The following is a 22,676-nucleotide window of genomic DNA, read 5'->3' on the forward strand; positions in this document are numbered from 1 at the left end:
ACTAAATCAAAATTTAGGAGAAACTCATGACGCTACAACATATTGATAAATTGGCTTGGATCCTAATTCAAGATCGTAAGCTACTGGCTGTTCGTTCATTTGGTAAAACCAGCTTTTATCTCCCTGGTGGTAAAAGAGAAAATGGCGAATCGGATCAAGAGGCGTTAATTCGAGAGATTCAAGAAGAATTGGCTGTAGATTTAAAACCAGACTCAATTGAATACGCTGGCTTCTATCAAGCACAAGCCGACGGTAAGCCTGAAGGTGTTATGGTTAAAATGACCTGTTACTTTGCCCTATTTGACGGTCAAATCACACCAAGTGCTGAGATCGAAGAGGCTCAATGGCTTAATAGTGAAAACTTAGATGTCTGTTCGCTTGCTGCAAAAATCATCGTTGAAGACTTTAAACAACAAGGCTTAATCGACTAAATTAATTGTCATACTAAGCTCACAAAATAGAGAACAATAATAATGAAAATTTTTAGCAACTTTGAAAGTGGCAGCATTAATGTTGTCAAAGCCGAATCAAAAGATGATATCCAACTCACTATCCCTAAAGATAATCAGTCTGATGTTTATCAGTGGTTTCATTTTCGTTTAGAGAGTGAGCCTCAGCAATCACATCGCTTTAAGATCCTTGATCTTGCTAAATCCGGTTACCCTGAAGGCTGGAACGGCTACGATGTAGTGGCTTCTTACGACCGTGAAGAGTGGTTCCGTATTCCTGCTGAGTTTGATGGTGATACACTAAGCTTTAGCATTATTCCTGAGCATGGTTCTATGTACTTTGCTTACTTTGCACCATACAGCTACGATCGTCACCAAGATTTGATTCACCTAGCGCAAGCACAGCACAACTGTCGTCTTGAGACTTTAGGTCACACCCTTGATGGCAATGATATGAGTCTATTGACCATTGGTGAGCCTGATGAAGGTAAAAAGAAAGTTTGGTTGATTGCACGTCAGCACCCAGGTGAAACCATGGCTGAGTGGTTTATGGAAGGTGTAGTTCAGCGCCTACTGGATGAGACTGATACGGTTGCTCGTGCCCTATTGGATCAAGCCGTATTCTATATTGTGCCAAACATGAACCCAGATGGCGCGATCCGTGGTCATTTACGCATGAACTCAATTGGTGTGAACCTTAACCGTGAATGGGCGGAGCCAAGCCTTGAGCGTAGCCCTGAGGTTTATCATGTTCGTCAACGTATGCTAGAGACGGGGATCGATTTCTTCCTTGATATTCATGGTGATGAAGCGATCCCTTACAACTTCGTTGCTGGTTCTGAAGGTATCCCATCTTATGATGCTTACCTTGCTGATCTTGAAAATACCTTCAAGCAAGCACTACTAACAGTAACGCCTGAGTTCCAAGATGAACACGGTTACGGCAAAGATGAACCAGGTAAAGCGAACTTAACTATCTGTTCTAACTGGGTTGGCGAAACCTTTAAGTGTTTGTCTTACACTGTAGAGATGCCATTTAAAGATCACAATAACCATCCAGATAGCCTATACGGTTGGTCTCCAGAGCGTAGCATTATGTTTGGTCATGATACGCTAGCTGCAATTTTAGCAACGTTGCCGAAAGTTAAGTAAATAGCTTAGGTAATGGTAAATTAATGCTGAGTCCCTGTTTATTGCAGGGACTTTATTTATAATAATTTAGTTTTTTGTCTATCAATAACAATTCCTAAGCTACTTTCCCATGATATTGTAAAAAGTATGAAACAAAATTCGTATTATTCTTACCTATAGTAGAGAAGTAGCCTATATGCTAATAGTGATAATTAGAAGTTCGCTTTATAAGCGCGGTGTTTTGGTATCTTTAATATCAATACTAAATAAAAGTTGGGATATATCCTGAGCTAACAAAAACTTATCAGACATACCAACTGATTTCCTAATTTCTACACATAAACAAGTATACGCAAGAATCTCTTGCTCTGTTTGTAGAGTTCCTCCTGTCCTTAGAAAAACTGCCAACTTTTGTATAACTACAGAATCACCATAAACGCAAATTCGAGATTTAGCATCTGCTAAGTTCGAGAGTTCTCTCTCAACGTCTTTACGATTATTTCTTCGTTGAGCAACAGCAATTTTTGACGCCGCATTTAAGAAATCAGCATATGATTTATTTTGAAGTTCTGTCAGTTGACTGACTTTCTGATTTTTCCTACTAAATAAAGCTTGAAGTAAAGCACCAATTATTACACCAAATACGCCAATAAATGGAACAGCAAAAATTAATATCGTATCCAATATTTTCTCCAATAAAACTAGTACTTCATTAAAGCGAATTATCACAAAGCTAACCAAAGAGCCAACAAACAAAACCCAATATGGAAAGGAATGACCTATAATCGAATCCATCCCTTTTTCATAATTTTCATTATTGTATGTAAGAAAATATTATCAATTAGCTATTGAGAAATTATCTCTGAAATGTTTTTTTACTACAAACTTAATAGAGCTATTATCAAATTCTTTTACTTCAATTACTGCTCCTTTATAATTTATAATATTAGATTTCGACATATCATATTCAACATTATTTGTGAAAGCATCTCTTGCTATACCACTAGAAAACTCTCGGTAAGATATGTTGATCTTATTTCCCACAGAGCCATTATAAATCAATGTTTGTTTAAATGAGCTACCAGAATGCATAGTTTTATTTTCAATTCTAGCGTTGCCATTATCATAACAAGATGCTGGTTGATAAGACATTGTTGTAACGCAAACCTTATTATTTTCTAATGATAGCGCAATTGGTGGTTCAAATAATCCAGCGACAAAATTAACATTTGCTTGTTTCTGTGAAGATATCGAAAAATAATCTATACCTTTATTATGTCCGATTTGAATATAAGATCCGTTAGGGATATCGTAAGCTGCACCATCAATAGTATTCTCAATAGATAAATATTTCATTGTTGTTGCAACACCCTGGTCGATCATATGATCACCAACATAAGATTTAGTAATCTGTCCTAAATCTGGTAGGGAATAATGATTCTGAGTAGACTCAGCGCTATAGTGAATGGTTGTACAACCAGAAACCATCATAATAAGGAGTGGAAATAAAATTTTTTTCACAGTTATAACCTCATAAAGAAATATCATCAATGCGCAATAAAAAAGCAAAAAGAAAATAACATTAAGGAATAAATTAACACCTTAAAGGAATTTTATAGTCACATTATTAATATCCATCGAATATCTTATGCATTATTAATACAACAATATAAAAAAAGCAATCAATTTTATATACATCAAACTGGTTTATGTCGCATTATTTATATATAGATTAAGAAGTTATTATTTATAGATATGATTTTTAATAAGAGCATAAAAATTAATCAATCATTCTTTATTTGAGATAAATTATCTTTTTATGGAATAGATAAACTTTGTCCTCAAACTAAAACAATAGTCTTTATACGATTAGATTTATAGAAATAAAAGCGAATAAAAAGTAAGGATGTAGCTATACAACATTAAATAATTGTGAATCAATCCACATTTTTTAATTTATAACAGCAAAAAAAGGCAATAACCCTGAATGTTTTATCGGAATTTTATCCAGTCTAAACAGCTTCAGTACTTATAAAATCATCTCCTCTTTGCATGAAAGCATAATTCCGTGAATATTCTATTTTCACATATAAAAACAAAGATATATTCCCTGATCCTGCTCACAAACTGAATCACCCAAATCAAATAACTTATTCTGAGCCCGCAATGCAGGCAAAACCAGTGATACGATAAAAATATTAGGATTAGAATAATGAAAAAATACTCCTTACCTTACACCTTTGCTATAACCAGTTTACTTATGCTCAGTGGCTGTAATGATGATACTACTGTTGTCGAACAGCCTAAAGATACTGAACCACCAGCAACACAATTACGGACAGTCTTAAGTAACTATCAAAATGCAACCCACACCCTCGACAATACCCATTTCGGCCAAGTAACAGACCAAATGGCAAGTTCACGTCAGGGGATAGACCGAATGTATCTTGATAAATTAGAACAAATCAATCGCGATGCACTGTCTGACGAAGACAAAATCTACTACGATACTTTCCAATTTGACCGTAATCTTGCCATCAGAGGAGCTTCATTTCCCAACCCTCGTTTCGGTAACTTTGATATTCCCATCACCCACTTTTATAACTACATAGACTGGAATGCCAGTGCCGCAGGCAGTAAACAAGAATCCCCTGAAGCTTACCACAAACATATTCAGGTGCTTAGGGAGTTCACGTCTTGGGTCAATAATTTACAATCACAATACTCGCTGGCAATTATCGATGGAGCTCAGCTACCCAAAATACTAACAACTCGCCTTATTAATAGTACCGTTGAAGCTATGGCTATCAATGGACAACCTTATGGTTTACTAGAGATAGGTCTGGACGATATCAAAGCATCTAGTAATGCTGATTATAGCGACGAATTTATAGCTGAATACCAAAAAGCCGTAAATGATGCCCAAAGAGCAGTCGACAATATTATTAGTTTCTTACAAACAGACTATTTCAAGAGCGCTCGCGGAACAAATAACATTACTGACACCAATATCGGTTGGGGCGATCTACCAAATGGTCAAGCATGGTATCAATGGCAGCTTGATCGTAACAGTACAACGGGCAAATCAGCGATGGAATTGAACAAGCTCGGTGAAGATCTGGTAGCCGATGCTAAGGCCGAAATGATTCGAGTCGCTCAATTGATCATCAAAAAACGAGGTGAGACGATTAAAGCCGAATGGCGTAACCCAGATGGCATAGTCGAAGAGCGTACGTTTAATCTTGTAAATGCAGATACAAGCGTTAACCTCGATGAGTTTTTCGATTATCTCAACAGTGAACAGTTTTTCTATGGCCGTGACGGTCGGACTATCTCTGATACACCTTATGCTAATCTGTGCAAAGCGGCATCCGACCAAACAGCTTGTGAAGCGGCTCTTATCGACTATAACACCTTTAAAAATGATGCAAATAACATTGTTGCCTCATACTTTAAGCCAATTAAAACCGATTACACCATCGTTCCTGTTCCTGCTAACCGCGAGAAATATGATGGCGTAGCCTCCTACGGTGGTAATGAGTTTAACCTCAATACTAATCCAAATTATAGTCTTCAGAAATGGAATGTCTCTACCCTATTACTCCACGAAGCGGCTCCTGGTCATCATTTCCAAAATGCTTATTCCATTGAGTATCCACCAAAAGATAAACCAGATTACATCAAAGGTGTTAGCTATACTGCATATGCCGAGGGCTGGGCGCTGTACACTGAATGGTTAGGTCTGGAGATGGGTATTTATGGTGAACTAAACGCTGAAGGCAAACCAACCTTTATTAATGCTACAGGAATGTGCAAACCTGATCTCGACTATACCCACTTCCAAGGCGGTATTTATAACGATGCTGAGGAATGTAACGCCTTGCAATATTTCGGTAGTCTAAATGAGGCACAATTACGTAACATGCGACTAGCCGTAGATACTGGGATCCATGCAAAAGGATGGAGTATCCAAAATGCACAAAACTATATGAATCAAAATTCTGCTTTGGGTGATGGAGATATCGAATCTGAAAGTTTCCGCTATGCGGCCTATGTTGGGCAAGCCGTATCTTATAAGTCTGGGTATTTAGTAATCATGGAAATGCTTGCTTTAGCCCAAAATGAGTTAGGCAACAAATTTGACTGGGCGAGCTTCCATGATCAACTGCTAAAATATGGTGATCAACCAATGGAAGTTGTTGAAACAAGTATTAAGAATTGGATCAAAACCCAAAAATAATACTTGTTAAAAAGATAAACAGCCACAGTTGCTGCAAAACGTAGCAGACTAAATATGACGAGCTACTAATTATTAATTTTAACTAATCTTTAATAAGCGGTTAGGAATTAGATTTCTTAACCGCCAACAATATATTGCAGGATATCTGGACTTTACTCAATACATACGGAGCGAAGCTCACTACCTCTAGTCATATGATTCAACCATTTCACGATGTATTTATTGGGCTCACTTATGCCCATCGTACTTAATGTTAATGTAGTGGCCTAAGCTACTATTTAAGCAATGACCAAAGATTTAACGACCACTGTTCTCATACTGCACTGATAGCGAATGTTGTTCTACTAAACATAACAAATTCCAAATATGAAAAAGTCTCGATAAATAATCGAGACTTAACATGAGTTAAATAGCCTACTTTATGAAAGAAGCAATATTCATTATTTCAAGTGCTTTAAATACGTAAAAAACTCAACATCTTTTTCATAATCATTTTTTTCATAAAGTTTTTGAGCTTTAAAATTATCAATGGCAGTACTTAACATTATAAACGAAGCATCCGTTTCATTAGCTAATTTATCCGCTTGGTCTAGAAGTAGTTGTGCAATACCATGACAACGAGCTGATTCAGCAACAAACAAATCATACAGTAACCATGTACGATTCATTTCTAGAGAGCAAAATAATGGGTACAATTGAGTGAAACCAACATAATTACCGCTATCATCCTCTACATAATAAATAACAGATTCGTTATTTGATAAACGTTCCTCTAGATACTTCTGCGGATTCTTATCTGAGAAATCTACGTGATAGAACGTTAAATACTCTTCGTATAGTGGCGATATTTTACTTAAATCATCTAATGTTGCTTTTTTTACTGAAAACATAATACACCTCAATATTTGTTCACTATTAGATACCCAAGTTTTCTCAGCTACAAATAAAAGTATATGTAAAATAAGATTTATAATATAAAATGTAATATATAAATTCAGATATGGTGAATATATACTCCACAACTAGAACGATTTTTTTGATAGCTTCTGCACAGTTGTACCTACTTTTCGATGCATTATTTAGATTATGCGGACTAGTAACTCAACAGATCTACTCATAGGTATCTCCATATGTTGATGAACGAAGTAGATACAAATCGTCCCGAGACATAACAAGTAAATGAGACATTAGTTAGAATAATCTTCTGCAACTATAGAAAAAGTTATAACTAATTTATGCAACAATACACACATAAAGTAACTGACTATTGATTAAGTCGTAAATAGTAGCAAGATATTATTTCCGCTCGATAAAGTATAAGGAATGTTATGACTCGTTATTATGTAAATCAAAATGCTCAGGCAAATGGTGATCATGAAGTTCATTCAGAAAACTGTCCATATCTATCACAAATACATAAAAAAGGTTATCTAGGTTGTTTCGAATATTGTGGTGATGCCGTGATTGAAGCGAAAAAATATTATCCAAAAGCTAATGGCTGTGTACACTGCTCAAGCCTTTGTCATACATCTTAAGTTAGTACAGTAATGAAGCTATATTTAGTAATTATAGCTCTAGCAATTAGCCTTCCATCATAAGTGCAAAGACTAATTCAAAAATCAAACAAGAAATCATCAAGCAATCTATACGCTCTTATTCAGGTCGATGTCCTGTAACAAGCAATGGGTCTCGCTGTGGCATGGAGTAAGCCTGGTGGCTATTCTCCTATTTGCTATGAGCGAGAAGTAACGCATGAAATGATCTCTCGTTGGAAGCGAAGCAATTGAATTTTGATGTGATCAGAATATGACTAAGGCTACTTGATTCGTAGCCTTTATTTTTCAGCTAAGTACTATTTAATATACTAGGATATTTGGATCCTATCAGTAATCGATAATCTCCTGCTCTGTAGACACCTTCTTTTTATATTCAAGAAACTGAGCTACAAGATTACTCGCTACCATTATTCCCATAATAACAACTTGAATCCGACTAAATGGTTCTCCTGCTACAGTTGCACCAAGGATCATCGCAAGAATAGGATTAAATGTCCCAAAAAAGCTAAGTTCATTAGTAGAAATCTTCGGTATCGTATAAATATAAGCACCGTAAGCTAATGAAGTAAGTCCTACAATTAACCAAAGCATCGCGGCCCATTGTTCTCCATTAACAGGGACAGGAGTCACAAACGATTTACTGCTATATCTCATATCCAAGTAAGCCATTGGAATTAAAATCAAACCGCCAAATATCAGCTTCCAAGTAAGTAATTTCCACCAATGTATTTTCTTCATAACGTGCTTTGCGACAATACTTCCACTGATTAGAGCCGTCATTGCTCCAACAAGTGACAATACAGCGCCGAAACTAATTGGAACAGAGCTGGTAATAAACAAAAATGTAGCACATGAGACAAGGATTATTGCCGAGATTATCTGAATTAGAGAAGGCTTAATTTGGTGAAAAACGCCCATGATTGCCAGACCAACCACAGGCAGAGCCACCATGCCTACACCAACCAACGTACTTGGAATTTGCATTGCGGCTGCAAATAATAATCCAAAAAATAAAGCAATATTAAGGAAGCCAATTAGCAATATAGCAGGTAATTCAGCCAGTTTGGGAAATGTTGGTTTAATTAAAAAGAGAATACATCCTGCGGGCAGTGCTCTCCATACCGACAAGGCAAACGGTGACCAACCAACAAACTCCGCAGATAAAACAATATAAGTCGTCCCCCACAAAAGAGGGGCTAACATGGCTAAAAATATTTTCATTTGACGCCTCAATTTATGTTTAACTAAACATACTTTACGTAAACATAAATTATTAGTAAAGTTAATTCAAACCAGATAGTAATACGCGACTATAGATGATTGTTAATACTAACCAGTAATAAAATCGAAATAAATCAAGAGGTAATATGATTACAACTTCATTAACAGCAACAATTATTAAGTTTATAATCACAAGAATTATCTTTCTAATAATTGACGTTATATCATTAGCTTATATGGTTTTTCGTATTATCTGTGCTTTAGGTAAAATCATTTTTTATAGCGTGAAATTGAACGCAATAAAGTATCGAAATAGAAAATAAGCTCTAGCATAGCCACAGAGCGTAAGGATTTAATGTGAATATCAGCAATGAAGATGTTATACAGCAATGGTTATCAGCGGATAAAAATTTAGATAAAGATACTGTTGAACTTGCTACGTATTTTGTACGATTTGGTTCGCTCATATCTGATGCTAGAAATAACTTTTGTAAAAATTATGGGATTAATGTTTCTGAATTTGATGTTCTTGCTACACTTTTTCGTTCAGGTACTTCTTATGAACTAACAGCAAAAGAACTCAAGGAGCGAACCCTACTACCATCGTCTGGAGCCCTATCCAATAGAATTGATCGACTTGATTCAAAAGGCTTAGTAACAAGAAGACATGACTTAGTCGATAAAAGGTCTGTAAAAATTTCGCTAACTAATGATGGTGTCGAATTAATGGTGAAGGCTGCACCAGAATTTTTTAACGAAATGGGCAAATTATTTAATGGGTTAAGTGATACACAAGTGGCTCAACTAAAATCTTCACTTACCCAACTGCTTCCGTAATACGATGGTCAAGAAGAAATAGAGTCCTATTACGGACTCTACTTTTATTCTTTGGCATCTACAGACCGAATATGAGCCGCAATTTGAGCTAGCTCACTATCATCAGCTCGATGCCAATCATGTGATGACAGATACCCTTCATAGTTATCATAGAATTTATCAATGTTTGCTTCTATCAATTGAAACTCAGAATTGTTACCCGTGCCATGCATTGGCGAAAGCTTGCTATGTAAATGATCTACGCCATACCCCTCAAAAAACATACCTGTTCGAGCTACACCATCAAAAGACTTATCTAAGAGCAGAGCGACCTTCTTTGTAGCTACAATTAAATCGCATAACACTTCATCAGACTGCGCAAAAGCATAACTAGAACAATGCTTTTTAGGGATAACAACAGTAAAACCTTTTGTATTTGGATAAATAGAAAGAAACGCTAAATGTTTGTCGTCTTCCCATACCTTATGGCAAGGTAATTTACCCTTAACAATTTCACAAAAAATACATGCCATATCCACAACTCCCATTATTTAGATAGCCTCAATATACAGCGAACTAAATCCCTTCACTACTACTAAAATAGTGATATTTTTTGATAAAGAGTTGGAAACTGTATACCAAAATAATAGGCAATATGAAAAAAGAAATGACATTTACATAAAAATAATCTACTCAATAACTAGCCAATCATTGGGAGTATTTGTGTTGTTATTATCTGTATTATTTACTTGTTGGTCTTGCTGTTTTTGTCTTTCTTTTAAATAAGTCAAAAAATCATGCCCACACTCTTTCGTGTGTTGATGAACCATAAAGGGCGCTTTTATTTCTGGGATAGGTTCATGTACCTCACCAACAAAGCCATAACTAGAGAATGAGGTTAACATTAGCATTAACACACCTATATAGTTTTTAAGAAATCGACTTTTATTGAAGGGTTTACAAACCATCACTCTACCCCATTTCACTTAACCTCTAATATTAGCTTAGAGGTTAACAATTCACTCTTCAACAGAACCTTAACAAGGTGATAAATTGAGGCGTCCCGCGAGCTATTAGCAATCCGACTTAGCAAATATCTCATTTAATATATTGATAACTAAACGAATTTTAGCCGAGTTAATAGTATCGGTATGTGTAACCATCCATAATTCATAATCGGTATCGATATGGTAATCAGGAAAAATAGAGACCAGATTATCTTTTTTTGCCATAAATTCAGGTAAAAAACCAACACCAATCCCACCTTTAATTGCCGATCTTAGCAACAAACTACTATCAGCAAGTAAGGCGATTCTTGCATTTTCCATTGATAACCCCCACAGAGTTGATGCATTAGCTTCTAACATAGGGGCATGGACAACAAGATCTAAATCATCTAATGAAGAAACACTTTTAGACGGACGATTATGCCCAATATAATCCTCACTGGCATACAGATACATTGGTGATTTTAATAAACGTTTTACAATAAGATCTGAATTTTTCGGTCGAATATTTCGGATTGCAATATCAACATTTCGTTTTGTCATATCACAAATCTGCGTAGTTACATCCAGTTTGATTCTAAGATCTGGTGCAATTGTTCTGATGTGCTTCACCGCTGTCGTGACAAAATCAATGGCAACAGAATCTGTTGTAGATATCACGACATCACCACTCAGCTGTTGATCAAACCCTTTTACTTTTTTGACTAAACCCGATACCGCCAATTCTATTTTAGTTGCTTCGTAAAATGCTTGCTGACCAGCAAAAGTTAACTCATACCCTTTATTACTTCTAACAAAGAGCTGGCACTTTAAATGACTTTCTAAGGCTGCGATCCTTCGCCCGACAGTAACTTGATCAACATATAAACTTGCTGCGGCTTTTCTAAGAGTACCTTCTCGTCCAAGAGCTAATAAGTATTGTATGTCATCCCAATTCATAAGGTGCTGCAAAATTGTCGATTCATAGTGACATTATTGCAGCTTTTTTGCATTAATGCTTGCTCTATAATGCATTAAACATTTGAACAACCACTATATTTACAATACTTAATAGTCATTACTGGAGCATAAAATGAATATTTCAGACTTATATGGTGCATGGGAACTCGTTTCATTTAAACATACTGTACTAGATACACATATTGAAACTGACATTATGGGAGAAAAACCCAAAGGAAAAATAATTTTCACTGAAGACAATATTGTAAGTGTTATGATTACTTCTGACAGACAGCATCTTATTGACTCAGTTAAAGAGAGCGAAAGAAATGATTTTCTGTATAAAAATATGATGGCGTATATGGCCAAATTTGATTTCGAAAATGATGTATGTAATTTCCATATTCAAGTTTCTTGGGATCCATCTTGGCTCGGTTTAACCCTTCAGAGAAAAATATCATTTCAAGATAATATGTTAGTTATCGATACATTACCTCAAGTTGGTATAGATGGAAAAATGAGTACAGCAACATTAGTGTGGAAAAAATAAAATCAAAAACAAATCAACTGAGGATTAGGCTATTACTAAAAATATCCTAATAAATATATGACTCATTATCTATATAAACAACAAAAGATTGCTTTATTTCTAGTTGTATCCATATCATTTTTAATGGGTATTGGTATCGATTTATATGTACCATCTTTACCTGATATGGCTCATTTCTATCATGCTAATATTTCATATATTCAGCTAACTATCAGTTTATATTTACTCGGATATGGGTTAGGCCAAATTATATTGGGGTCTCTATCCGATAGTTATGGCAGACGGAAAATATTTATTGCATCATCAATGGTATTCTCGATATCGAGTATGCTTTGTATAGTGTCCTATTCTATTATCTATCTGAATTTATTGCGATTATTACAGGGATTAGCTATTGCAGGCTTAGCCTCAGGAATGCGGGCGATCATTGTTGATCTTTTTTCTGGTTTAGAGTTGAAGAAAATGGCCAACTACTTTGCTCTAAGTTGGGCTATTGGACCTATCGTTGCTCCTTTTATTGGTGCTAACCTTGCAGATAAATTTGGCTGGCAAGCTAACTTCTATCTATTCACTGTCTATGGCATTATTTTATTTTTTGTTTGTACATTGCTTTTTAAAGAGTCTAATAAGAATATTATTCATTTTAATGCAAAAAATTTCACCACTAATTTAGCTATCATTATAACTAATAAAGAGTTTACATTACTGAGTATTATTTATGGTTTAAGTTACAGTACGGTTCTAATATTTAACACTATCGGACCTTATTTAATTGAAGTTAAACTAAATTATAGTATTCTATTTTATGGTAACTTAGCGATGTTTCTTGGTTGTGCTTATTTTATAGGCACAATGATTAATCGCTACTTAATTATTCGATATGATAATAAAAGTATCTTACAATCAGGGATTATATTATCGAGCATTTCGTCAATTGTGATGTTGTTATTGATGACTTTCCATCAAAATATATTCACTCTCACAGTGCCAATTTTTGCTATTTTTGTATTCATTGGATTAATAGTACCAAATGCGATAGCAATCACTATGACTCTTTTCCCAAAGCAAGCTGGGATGGCGACTTCTCTCTGCGGTACGATTGTTGGCCTAATTGTTTTCTCTGTAACATACATAATTGGATTATTTAAGGTCACACCCATTGAGTTAGCTATAACTTATATTGGTATTTTTATCATTATTAATTTTATTAAATATTCTATATCCAATAAAAAACATTAACCTCAACTGATTGTGTCAAACAATGTGCCACTATGCATTACCTTGCATATTGATTGACACTCTCACCCTATATGACTCAGAAAAACTCGGTTGTTGTAAAATCCAAACATTTTGATAAACTATCCATGTTTTCTTCGTATAACCCCAATAATATGGTTTGGGGGTTTCTACCAGTCCCCGGAAAGTGCTGATTATGAAGAGTATAGATTACAGTAATCTTGCTCTGAGTAACGGTATATGGCTTATCACACATTCGTTTTCTTAGAGCAACTTGTTTTAGTTTAATGATTTGATAGGTCAAAGATGAAAAACTTTATTCTGGGATTGCCAAAAGTAGAATTGCATTTACATATCGAAGGTTCTTTAGAGCCTGAGTTACTGTTTACTCTTGCACAACGAAATCAAGTCGCTATTCCATATAATTCACCAGAAGCCCTTCGAGCAGCATACCAATTTGAAGATTTACAGTCCTTCCTCGATATTTATTATCAAGGAGCTAGCGCATTGTGTACCGAGCAAGACTTCTACGATTTAACTTGGGCTTATTTGCTGCGTTGTAAACAAGATAATGTTATTCATACTGAAATATTTTTTGATCCACAAACACATACAAGCCGTGGAATTTCATTTGAAACGGTTATCAATGGCATTCATAGAGCCTTAGTTGATGGTAAAGCATCACTTGGGATCTCATCTCATATTATTGCATGCTTTTTACGTCACCTATCTCAAGAGAGTGCGATTGAAACTTTATCCTCTATTTTACAACATCAAGATAAGATTATTGGTGTCGGGTTAGATTCATCAGAGCTTGGCCATCCACCGGAGAAGTTTGAACAAGTCTTTCAGATGGCTAAACAAGCAGGTCTAAAGACAGTCGCTCACGCAGGTGAAGAAGGTCCAGCCCAAAATATTATTGATGCGATTAATATGTTAAAAGTCAGCCGAGTCGATCATGGTGTACGCTGTGTTGATGATAAAAAATTAATCGAGCAACTGATTGAAACACAAATGCCATTAACTGTTTGCCCTCTTTCAAATATCAAGCTTCGTGTATTTGATAACATGGAGCAACATAATATTATCGAGCTATTACGTAAAGGTGTAGCCGTGACAATTAACTCAGATGATCCTTCATATTTTGGTGGTTATATGAGCGATAATTTTATGTCTGTATATAATGCTCATTCCATGACAAAAGATGAGTTAGCACAACTGACTACCAATGCTATTAATGCAAGTTTTATTAGCGATGAGCAAAAAGCAGCTTATCGACATCAAGTTCAGGCTTATTTAGCCCAAAACGCATAGTCGCTCCAATACGCATCATTGACCAAAATTCATCAAGGCTTATGTTTCACTGGGTCTTGATGAAGCTACAGCTATTCCCTACCCAATAAATTTATAATTTAAAAACATAGGTAGCAGTATTCATTTCTTTAATGAAAACAAAGCCCCTTTGCCATAATTTAGGAGCTTTGTTTTATTAATTTTATCTTATTTCACAAGAGCAGCGGCTCCAAAGACCCCAGCACTGTCACCTAGATCGGGTTTTACAATCAAAGTATTAAGCTCTGGATTAAATAAATGCGCTAAAATAGCTTTTGGCCCCTGCTCATAGAGTTCATCAATATTACCGACACCGCCACCTACAACAATCACATCAGGGTCGATCGTATTAATAATTTGAGAAACAGCCAGACCAAAGGTTTCAATCATACGGCTGAGGGTTTTAATGCCATCTTCATCCCCTAAACGCGCTTTAGCTACAATTTCAGGTAATGGTAAGTTTTGGCCAGTTAACTGCTGGTAATATGCTTCTAAACCTTTACCCGACATAACGGTTTCTAAGCAGCCTTTTTTACCACAGTAACAGTCACGGCCATTAGGTTCGATAACATTATGCCCCCATTCACCTCCGATACCATGGCAGCCATTGATAACCTTGCCATTAACGACAATACCAGAGCCAACACCTGTTCCCATGATAATACCAAACACAACTTCAGCATCAGGCTTAAGACGTTTTGCAGCACCAAAATGCGCTTCAGCTAAAGCAAAGCAATTTGCATCATTAGCCAGTACTACATCACAACCTAAGATACGCTCAAGATCTTTATCTAGAGGTTTACCATTAAGTGAGGTTGAGTTGCAGTTTTTCATTACACCTAGCTTAGGATCTAATGTCCCTGGTGTACCAAAACCAATGCGAGCAGGAGTAATACCACTCTTTTCTTTACAGAGATCGATGAGTTCTTTAATTCGATTAAGTACGTGCTCATAACCAAACTGGCCTTCTGTTGCAATACGCTCTCTTACAACACACTCTTCAGTATTGCGGTCAATTACAGCACACTCAATTTTTGTACCACCAAGATCAACACCCCAGTAGTATTGCTCATTTTTCATTAATCATTTCCATTTAACTAAAGACGTCAGAATATACCAGTTATCAGTGAAAACAGGCGTGATTACTCTCTTGCTTTTTCTTTTCTATCTCGACAAATTTACATAGCAAATCATCATACATTTACAATATCAATATTTGCTCAATTTATTTATAAAAATAACAATGATAGCAAAAAAAACAGAAATAACGCTTGCAGTTCCCCCCTGTCAGCCTCAAAGTGTCCGCACTTTTATAAACCTCAATTATTCTTCTTGAGTGGGTATACAAACAGCAAATGTTTAAACGATTCCAACCACATATTGACTATCCATTATTATTTGCCATTCTGACTTTAATAACGCTCAGTACGTTATCGGTATGGAGTGCAAGTAGCTTTAGTGAACCAATTATAGAGCGCCATTTAGTACGTGCGGCATTAGCAATTGGGGCACTTATCTTTATGTCATGTATCTCCCCCCTTCGCTATCAGCGTTCCGCGCCTTATCTATATGGTTTAACAGTGCTTTTGCTTGTTGGTGTGTTTGTATTAGGTGATAGCACCAATGGTTCACAACGTTGGTTAGAAATTGGGCCAATTAGATTCCAGCCTTCTGAGCTAGTAAAAGTAGCCATTCCTTTAATGATGGCGTGGATTATTATTGCGGATGCAGGTCGACCAACGATTAAGAAGATTTTTCTTTGCTTATTAGTTACATCGGTTCCTGCTGGTCTGATTTTTATTCAACCTGATTTAGATGGTGCGATATTTACCATCATTTATGCGTTATTTGTTCTGTATTTTGCGGGAATGGCGTGGAAAATCATTTTATCTGTTTTAGGCGTTGTCGCGGTATCACTACCTGTTAGTTGGTACTTTGTTATGGCACCTTATCAGAAAAAACGTATTACCCAGTTTCTTAACCCAGAATCAGACCCACTTGGCGCAGGTTACCAAATTATCCAATCAAAAATCGCTATTGGTTCTGGTGGAATCAAAGGGAAAGGCTGGATGGATGCGACTCAAGGTAACTTAGGCTTTATACCTGAAAGCCACACCGACTTTATCTTTTCGACTTTTGCAGAAGAATGGGGCTATATCGGCAGTGTTGTTTTACTTGCGCTCTACTTATTTATTACCGCTCGAGTATTGTGGTTAGCCTGTCAAACAGAGTCGCCATTTAGCCGATTGGTAAGCGCAGCATTTGCACTTAGCTTTTTCTTATATAGCTTTATTAATATAGGTATGGTGAGTGGTGTATTGCCCGTAATGGGAAGCCCTTTACCTTTCTTTAGTTACGGTGGTTCAGCCATTATTACTCAAGGAGCTATCTTTGGCATGATTATGTCGCTTAACTTACGAAAGCCCAGTATTGTTGAGCAAAGTAGGAAGTAACTCTTTATTTTTTATAATAAAAGAGAGCCATCTTAGGCTCTCTTTTTTAATATGAGAAAAACTCTCTCAGCTTACTCAGGCTTACGTTCGCCAGTCATAAATGCATGAAGAATTTCAGGAGTTAACTCGCCAGTTTCTTCTAAACGCTTTAACTCTGCAACAATTTTTTTCTGCTCTTCAAGAGTCGGAATCGGTAGCTCTGGCTCTTTTTTGATATCTTCTGGAATAGACAGATTCATATTCTCAAGCATAGTCATCTCTATTTAAGTCAATTATTATCAATCTGTCTTTCATTATACTGAAAATAAATTACAAATCAGCACTATTAGGCAAGAGAGGCTTGATGCTTATCAATAAGATCATCCATTGCTTGCTGTGCTCGCTGCTGAGAATGGCACAGGCTATCTTCATGTGTCATCGGCTCAACAATTTCGTAATAGCATTTAAGCTTTGGCTCAGTACCTGACGGACGAACAACAACGCGTGCTCCACCGGCAAGATGATAAATAAGCACATCACTTGATGGTAAATCGATTGCCTCAACAGTTCCATCAGCAAAGGTTTTGAGTGATACTTTTAAGTCATCAATCACTTCTACCGCTAAACCAGCAATCTCTGAAGGTGGATTTTGGCGCAATGTATCACCTACAGGCGGAGATGTTGGATCTAAAGCTAAACTGCGTTGTGCATTAATGTATAAGCCATGCTCACGATAAATAGATTCCAATCGATCCCATACAGTGAGACCTTGAGCAGCAAGCTCTGCTGTTAACTGCGCAAATGCAACCAGAGCAGATAAACCATCTTTATCCCACACAGTACGGCCAATGGTGTACCCTAGAGCTTCTTCATACGCAAACAGGAACTTGTTTTGATCTGTCTGTTTTTGCATCGCAACATTGGTCAACCATTTAAAGCCGGTTAATGTTTGATAAAATGTCGCATCTGCTGCTTTGGCTATTTTCGCTAATAAACTGGATGACACAATTGTATTACCAACTAAGCGTTCATCACTTGGCGCATGATTTAATAGGTAATGGCCAAATAAAATACCAACCTGATCCCCTGTCAGCATTTTATAATTGCCATCTTCTGTTCTTACCGCTACTGCAAATCGATCAGCATCAGGATCATTAGCACAAGCCAATACTGCATTATATTTTTCAGCCTCTGCAATCACCATATCCATTGCACCAGCTTCTTCCGGATTTGGGAATTTTACTGTTGGAAATGCACCATCAGGTTCTCTTTGAGCTGCGACACTATGTACTTGCTCAAATCCAGCATCTTTGAGCAGTGTTTCAGCCATCTCAGCCCCTACACCATGCATTGCAGTATAAGCGATTGCTATACCTTCTGGCTTAGTATGATTTTGCAGTAATGGGTTATGATTTTGAGCTGCACGGTAGTCTTGATAATATTTATCGTCTAACCAAATCAACAGACCTTGTTGCTCAGCTTGAATAAGATCGGCATGAGGTAAGTGCGTTGCTGCCGCTTTATCAATTTCGGATGCAATACCACTGTCATGTGGCGGGATAATTTGTGCGCCATTCTCCCAGTAAACTTTAAAGCCGTTGTATTCTGGTGGATTATGACTGGCTGTTACTACAATTGCAGCAGCAGTACCTAAATGGTGAACACCAAAAGCAACCACAGGAGTTGGAGCCACTTTATAAGTAAGATAAACCTTAATACCAAGAGCCGTTAACATACCCGCGGCATCATGAGCAAACTGCTTAGAATCTGGTCGACCATCATAGCCAATCACGACCCCTTTCTCTTTTGCGTTATCAATAGTCTCAATTAAATAGTGACCAAGACCCGTTGCTGTTTCTTGAATCACCAAACGATTCATTCTATTCGGCCCAGCCCCAACAACGCCACGAAGACCTGCTGTACCAAACTCTAAGCGACCACGAAAACGCTCATCAAGTTCAGCTATATTGTGAGCAGCAACAAGCTCTTCTAATTCTAAACGCGTTTTTGGATCTGGATCTCGATCTAACCAGCGGCTGATTTCTGTTTTCATTCTCTATTCCTATTGGTTTTGTTTCTACCCATTACAGCAGAGAACCACATAATGATACCAATAAAGCACAAATGATATCGATTCGCATTATCTTTTTATTGTTTTTATTACAAAATTAAATTTTAAAATAACAAATAAGAGCGCAATCGATAAAACAACATCAATTAAAGATAGACCAGATAAAGAGAGACTAGAAAATTAGTATAGTGAAAGGAAGTAAGGAATAAGAGCCAGAAAGGCTTACACCCAAATTAACTTGGGTGTAAGTTTATTAATGAGGTTACTTATAGATAAGTATCTGTGACCCTGTAAATAATGCTATGGAGTTACCACATTAGATCATCAGGAATCACAAAATCAGCATATGGATCGTCTTCATCAACGACTGTCTCATCAACCGTGTTATTCACAACAATTGATTCCTGATCTCGCTGTGCAATCTTATCTGCAACAACAGCAGGAATTAGCTCATAGCTCTCCCCTAGCCGCGCAATAGCAAGACGACCTTTAATTAATTGGTCACGAAGTTCCGGAGTAACGTATAAAGTCTTAACCGTACTCCCATCAGTAAAGTTATAACCCTCTTCACCTTTCGTACGGTCGATACAGTTCATCTCTATTAATTGCTTAACCTGAGCTGCAATCTCTTTTGCTTGCGCAGCCTCATTCTTCTGTTGATTCAGCTGTTTGTCTTTTTCTAGTTGAGCTTGACGATTTGCTTCAACAGCTGCTTTTGCTTCTTTTGCCTGCGTACGAGATTTTTTGCTACCTTTAACCGCTTTTTTCAATTTTTTCTTATCAACAAGACCTGCTTTTAGCATTTGCTCTTGTAGGGTCAGTTTGGCCATGATTGCTCCAACAATAATCGTCACCTTATAGATTGACTCGATTTTCAATTTTTCTATAAGATAAATAACAGTAATTTTTTCATTATACCCAACTTATTTGCAGATACCTACTAAGCAGAACCAACTCTAACCTATTGGAATACTCAAGTAAGTTAATTATTGGTACATATAACATGCTAAAAAAAATACATCATGCAGCGATTATTTGCTCAGACTATGAGAAATCTAAGCATTTTTATAATCATATTTTAGGCTTAGCTATTGTAAAGGAAACTTATCGAGCAGAAAGAGACTCCTATAAACTTGATCTTACTCTGCCTGATCACTCTCAAATTGAGCTCTTTTCTTTTCCTAACAGCCCTAAACGGCCAAGCTATCCAGAAGCACAGGGACTAAGACACCTAGCCTTTGCTGTGGATGATATCAACAAGGTGATCGATCATCTTCTAGAGCACCATATTGATGTAGAGCCTATTAGAATCGACGAATTAACGGGTAAACACTTCACTTTTTTCATGGATCCTGATGGATTACCACTTGAATTGTATGAAGATTAGGACACTAATAAAGCTAGATTACGCTCAATCTAGCTTTTATTTAGTGGTATTTAGGCAGGAGTAGAATTAAATAGAACAATGGCATCATGTACGCCTTGAATGCCCATTTGCATACCAATGACAGTTAGAATCAATCCCATTAAACGAGTGATAATGCTGATACCGCTCTGACCTACTTTTTCGATAAGCTTTGGCCCATAGATAAAACAAACATAAGTGATTAAGCACAGTGCCGCAAAAGCAGAAATAGTAATAATGATATGTAACATATTACCTGCCGCTGAGTAATTCATTGCAGTGGCAATTGTGCCTGGGCCAGCTAAAAGAGGTAGAGCAAGTGGAGATATGGCAATGTCTTGGTCTGAGTTATTATCACTATCTTGGCTCGCATTTTGAGATGAATGCATTGATGATGAGTTACCCTGTAACATGTGATAGCCAACCAAAAACACTAATACTCCACCAGCCATTCTTAAAGCAGGTAAAGTAATGCCAAATACTTCAAAAATTCCTTTTCCTAAAAAGCTAAATGCAGCAATAATTGCAAAAGCAGTGACCAAAGCTTTAAAAGCAATAGCTCGTACTTGTTTGGCAGGTAATCCCCCTGTCATTCCGACAAAGACTGCTGTATTAGCAAACGGGTTCATCATCGCAAAAAAACCCATAAACACACTTACAGCCATCGTTCCAATATCGTGCATAACGATCCTTAAAATTATTGATATTTTTACAAAATAGATACATTTATAGCATATCAGTAATTTAGAATATTGCTAAGTTAATATTCAAGTTATGAATAATTATGCGATATCAGAACAACATCCCTGTTATTTACCTCAAACAAGCTTTGTAGCGAACTCATCGAGTAACATAGGCTTTCCATAAAGGTAACCTTGAAAATAAATAACACCTCGAGATTTCAAAATCTCAACTTGTTCGGGCTGTTCAATGCCCTCAGCGATAATTCGAATATTTAACCGATCAGCTAAGGCAATAATATTGTCAATGATGGCGTTTGAAACATCATCACTTGTAATATGATCAACAAAAGACTTATCAATTTTTAAATAGTCAAATTTAATCTTCCGTAGATAATCGAGTGTTGAGTATCCCGTTCCATAATCATCTAAAGCAAACTTTACACCGAACTTACGCATACTTGCCATCATAGTTTGAGCAGTATCAGTCTGAACCAGTTGCTGATTTTCAGTTAATTCTAAAACCACATCACAATAACGACTTAATATGCGACAAACCTGTTTAATTTTAGGATCATTTAGACAGGCTTCAGTCACATTAAAACTTAAATGCAGTCTTTTGTAATGATAAAGAGATTGATATTCAATAACTTGGTCTAATAAACTGAGTGTCATTGGTACCATTAAATCATATTGCTCAATTGTTGGTATAAAGACATTAGGAGGTACAATCTCTCCATTATCTTTTATCCAGCGAGCTAGAATTTCGCCACCAACAATATCACCATTATCATCAACGATTGGTTGAACATAAGGTTTTATCTTGTTGTTAATAATTGCATTTTCAACCTCAAATTTTGCCCAATTGAGACCAGTGAGAAAACGCATTGCTAGCAGAGCTAAACCAAATGAAATAAAAGCTAATACAAGTAGATAAGTTATTGTTTTATTATCAATAGTAAATTTATTGTCTAGATATATTGAAAACGGATAGATAACTGATTTCTTATAAAATTCATATTTGTCTAATTTGGACTTTATAATACCGAATTCATTATATGATGTATTACCTACTTTAATAACGACAGCGCCATCACCGTTAATCCGTTGCAATGCCCTTAATAAATAATACTCACTTATACCAACTCTAACCCATTGCGACTTGGATATTTTCTGCGTTAAGATCATAACAGGAGAATGGTCTAATGCACTGTTATGTCGTACATATAATCGCTCTTGGTAATTACCAATTTTTCTTTCTGGTGAGAGTTTACCTATGATTGAATTGCAATACATATAACCATTGCGGACTAAACTGATCGTTCGAATATCTGGTGTAACTGCAACAATATTTCTTAATTCATACAATGACTTATCACAATCATCCAGTTCCAAACGTAATGCTTTATTGATACCAGCTTGAGCATTAGCAAGCATTTCTTCAACTTGAGATCTTGCTAAATTCCCCCTTTCTTTTAAAGATGCTAGGTGTGATAAGTAAGTTGCACTTAATAATGCAATTGAGAATACCCCCCAAATAAGGAGTGATACTGTACAGACTAGCTTTTTCTTATCGGATAAGATCTTTCTTATACAACTTGTCATCTTGAG

At 36.4% G+C, this 22,676-nt stretch carries 23 protein-coding genes and 1 riboswitch; of the genes, 10 read left to right on the top strand and 13 right to left on the bottom strand.

Annotated features, from left to right (window positions below; all coding sequences use genetic code 11):
* The first annotated feature begins 26 nt into the window (after window positions 1-26).
* On the top strand, window positions 27-431 hold the full coding sequence (locus WAX86_RS17190) for an NUDIX domain-containing protein (RefSeq protein WP_044179748.1): 405 nt from the start codon (window positions 27-29) through the stop codon (window positions 429-431).
* Window positions 432-473: 42 nt separating this feature from the next.
* Window positions 474-1,601: a M14-type cytosolic carboxypeptidase gene (locus WAX86_RS17195; protein ID WP_237030604.1), complete on the top strand. Its 1,128-nt coding sequence runs from the start codon at window positions 474-476 to the stop codon at window positions 1,599-1,601.
* A 204-nt stretch (window positions 1,602-1,805) separates the two neighbouring features.
* On the opposite strand, the gene WAX86_RS17200 is transcribed toward WAX86_RS17195, so the two are convergent.
* Window positions 1,806-2,375, bottom strand: coding sequence for a hypothetical protein (locus tag WAX86_RS17200; RefSeq protein ID WP_225314595.1), 570 nt, complete (start codon window positions 2,373-2,375; stop codon window positions 1,806-1,808).
* Window positions 2,376-2,417: 42 nt separating this feature from the next.
* A complete protein-coding gene (locus WAX86_RS17205) occupies window positions 2,418-3,101 on the bottom strand; it encodes a hypothetical protein (protein ID WP_217908154.1) in 684 nt (227 codons plus the stop codon).
* A 691-nt stretch (window positions 3,102-3,792) separates the two neighbouring features.
* Here WAX86_RS17205 and WAX86_RS17210 point away from each other — a divergent pair.
* On the top strand, window positions 3,793-5,820 hold the full coding sequence (locus WAX86_RS17210; RefSeq protein WP_341489766.1) for a DUF885 domain-containing protein: 2,028 nt from the start codon (window positions 3,793-3,795) through the stop codon (window positions 5,818-5,820).
* 440 nt (window positions 5,821-6,260) lie between these two features.
* Here the strand turns inward: WAX86_RS17210 and WAX86_RS17215 are convergent, their stop codons facing one another.
* Window positions 6,261-6,710 (bottom strand): GNAT family N-acetyltransferase, encoded by a 450-nt coding sequence (locus WAX86_RS17215; RefSeq protein WP_341489767.1) that lies wholly within the window; start codon window positions 6,708-6,710, stop codon window positions 6,261-6,263.
* Window positions 6,711-7,148: 438 nt separating this feature from the next.
* Between WAX86_RS17215 and WAX86_RS17220 the strand changes: the two genes are divergently transcribed.
* Entirely contained in the window at window positions 7,149-7,355 is a 207-nt protein-coding gene (locus tag WAX86_RS17220) for a hypothetical protein (RefSeq protein WP_044179746.1), read from the top strand.
* Between the two features lie 348 nt (window positions 7,356-7,703).
* Here WAX86_RS17220 and WAX86_RS17225 read toward each other — a convergent pair whose 3' ends face one another.
* Window positions 7,704-8,597 carry a DMT family transporter gene (locus tag WAX86_RS17225; RefSeq protein ID WP_237035909.1) on the bottom strand — a complete coding sequence of 298 codons (894 nt, stop codon included), beginning with the start codon at window positions 8,595-8,597 and terminating at the stop codon, window positions 7,704-7,706.
* 357 nt (window positions 8,598-8,954) lie between these two features.
* Between WAX86_RS17225 and WAX86_RS17230 the strand changes: the two genes are divergently transcribed.
* Window positions 8,955-9,434, top strand: a complete 480-nt coding sequence (locus WAX86_RS17230) for a MarR family transcriptional regulator (RefSeq protein ID WP_341489768.1) — start codon at window positions 8,955-8,957, stop codon at window positions 9,432-9,434.
* A 44-nt stretch (window positions 9,435-9,478) separates the two neighbouring features.
* Here the strand turns inward: WAX86_RS17230 and WAX86_RS17235 are convergent, their stop codons facing one another.
* The 3 genes from WAX86_RS17235 to WAX86_RS17245 all read right to left on the bottom strand — a co-directional run bounded on the left by WAX86_RS17235 (window position 9,479) and on the right by WAX86_RS17245 (window position 11,359).
* Window positions 9,479-9,946 carry an HIT family protein gene (locus WAX86_RS17235; RefSeq protein WP_341489769.1) on the bottom strand — a complete coding sequence of 156 codons (468 nt, stop codon included), beginning with the start codon at window positions 9,944-9,946 and terminating at the stop codon, window positions 9,479-9,481.
* A 156-nt stretch (window positions 9,947-10,102) separates the two neighbouring features.
* The gene (locus WAX86_RS17240) at window positions 10,103-10,324 is read right to left on the bottom strand and encodes a hypothetical protein (RefSeq protein WP_341489770.1); all 222 of its coding nucleotides are present in this window, start codon (window positions 10,322-10,324) and stop codon (window positions 10,103-10,105) included.
* Between the two features lie 162 nt (window positions 10,325-10,486).
* Window positions 10,487-11,359, bottom strand: coding sequence for a LysR family transcriptional regulator (locus WAX86_RS17245; RefSeq protein ID WP_341489771.1), 873 nt, complete (start codon window positions 11,357-11,359; stop codon window positions 10,487-10,489).
* 133 nt (window positions 11,360-11,492) lie between these two features.
* Here WAX86_RS17245 and WAX86_RS17250 point away from each other — a divergent pair, with 133 nt between their 5' ends.
* From WAX86_RS17250 to WAX86_RS17260, 3 genes are all read left to right on the top strand, one after another.
* Complete coding sequence (locus tag WAX86_RS17250) at window positions 11,493-11,909, top strand: lipocalin-like domain-containing protein (protein WP_151171513.1); 417 nt, start codon at window positions 11,493-11,495, stop codon at window positions 11,907-11,909.
* A gap of 123 nt (window positions 11,910-12,032) precedes the next feature.
* Window positions 12,033-13,148 carry a Bcr/CflA family efflux MFS transporter gene (locus tag WAX86_RS17255; protein WP_341489772.1) on the top strand — a complete coding sequence of 372 codons (1,116 nt, stop codon included), beginning with the start codon at window positions 12,033-12,035 and terminating at the stop codon, window positions 13,146-13,148.
* A gap of 114 nt (window positions 13,149-13,262) precedes the next feature.
* Window positions 13,263-13,362, top strand: a riboswitch (purine riboswitch).
* 89 nt (window positions 13,363-13,451) lie between these two features.
* Window positions 13,452-14,459, top strand: a complete 1,008-nt coding sequence (locus WAX86_RS17260; RefSeq protein ID WP_086367948.1) for an adenosine deaminase — start codon at window positions 13,452-13,454, stop codon at window positions 14,457-14,459.
* A 186-nt stretch (window positions 14,460-14,645) separates the two neighbouring features.
* Here WAX86_RS17260 and WAX86_RS17265 read toward each other — a convergent pair whose 3' ends face one another.
* A complete protein-coding gene (locus WAX86_RS17265) occupies window positions 14,646-15,557 on the bottom strand; it encodes an ROK family protein (protein WP_005305245.1) in 912 nt (303 codons plus the stop codon).
* Window positions 15,558-15,832: 275 nt separating this feature from the next.
* On the opposite strand from WAX86_RS17265, the gene rodA reads away from it, so the two are divergent.
* The gene (rodA, locus tag WAX86_RS17270; RefSeq protein ID WP_005305248.1) at window positions 15,833-16,930 is read left to right on the top strand and encodes a rod shape-determining protein RodA; all 1,098 of its coding nucleotides are present in this window, start codon (window positions 15,833-15,835) and stop codon (window positions 16,928-16,930) included.
* Between the two features lie 71 nt (window positions 16,931-17,001).
* Here rodA and WAX86_RS17275 read toward each other — a convergent pair whose 3' ends face one another.
* The 3 genes from WAX86_RS17275 to WAX86_RS17285 all read right to left on the bottom strand — a co-directional run bounded on the left by WAX86_RS17275 (window position 17,002) and on the right by WAX86_RS17285 (window position 19,810).
* Window positions 17,002-17,181, bottom strand: coding sequence for an ATPase (locus WAX86_RS17275; RefSeq protein WP_341489773.1), 180 nt, complete (start codon window positions 17,179-17,181; stop codon window positions 17,002-17,004).
* 74 nt (window positions 17,182-17,255) lie between these two features.
* On the bottom strand, window positions 17,256-18,962 hold the full coding sequence (locus WAX86_RS17280; RefSeq protein WP_341489774.1) for a phospho-sugar mutase: 1,707 nt from the start codon (window positions 18,960-18,962) through the stop codon (window positions 17,256-17,258).
* A 326-nt stretch (window positions 18,963-19,288) separates the two neighbouring features.
* Window positions 19,289-19,810 (bottom strand): DUF2058 domain-containing protein, encoded by a 522-nt coding sequence (locus WAX86_RS17285; RefSeq protein WP_068968629.1) that lies wholly within the window; start codon window positions 19,808-19,810, stop codon window positions 19,289-19,291.
* 173 nt (window positions 19,811-19,983) lie between these two features.
* Here WAX86_RS17285 and WAX86_RS17290 point away from each other — a divergent pair, with 173 nt between their 5' ends.
* A complete protein-coding gene (locus WAX86_RS17290; protein ID WP_036765703.1) occupies window positions 19,984-20,367 on the top strand; it encodes a VOC family protein in 384 nt (127 codons plus the stop codon).
* A 50-nt stretch (window positions 20,368-20,417) separates the two neighbouring features.
* On the opposite strand, the gene WAX86_RS17295 is transcribed toward WAX86_RS17290, so the two are convergent.
* Both WAX86_RS17295 and WAX86_RS17300 read right to left on the bottom strand, forming a co-directional pair.
* A complete protein-coding gene (locus tag WAX86_RS17295; RefSeq protein WP_176285177.1) occupies window positions 20,418-21,068 on the bottom strand; it encodes a MarC family protein in 651 nt (216 codons plus the stop codon).
* Between the two features lie 135 nt (window positions 21,069-21,203).
* Window positions 21,204-22,670, bottom strand: coding sequence for a cyclic diguanylate phosphodiesterase (locus WAX86_RS17300; protein WP_237034129.1), 1,467 nt, complete (start codon window positions 22,668-22,670; stop codon window positions 21,204-21,206).
* Between the last annotated feature and the right edge of the window lie 6 nt (window positions 22,671-22,676).

The organism is Photobacterium damselae subsp. damselae, assembly GCF_038086725.1.
Taxonomy (GTDB): Bacteria; Pseudomonadota; Gammaproteobacteria; order Enterobacterales; family Vibrionaceae; genus Photobacterium; species Photobacterium damselae.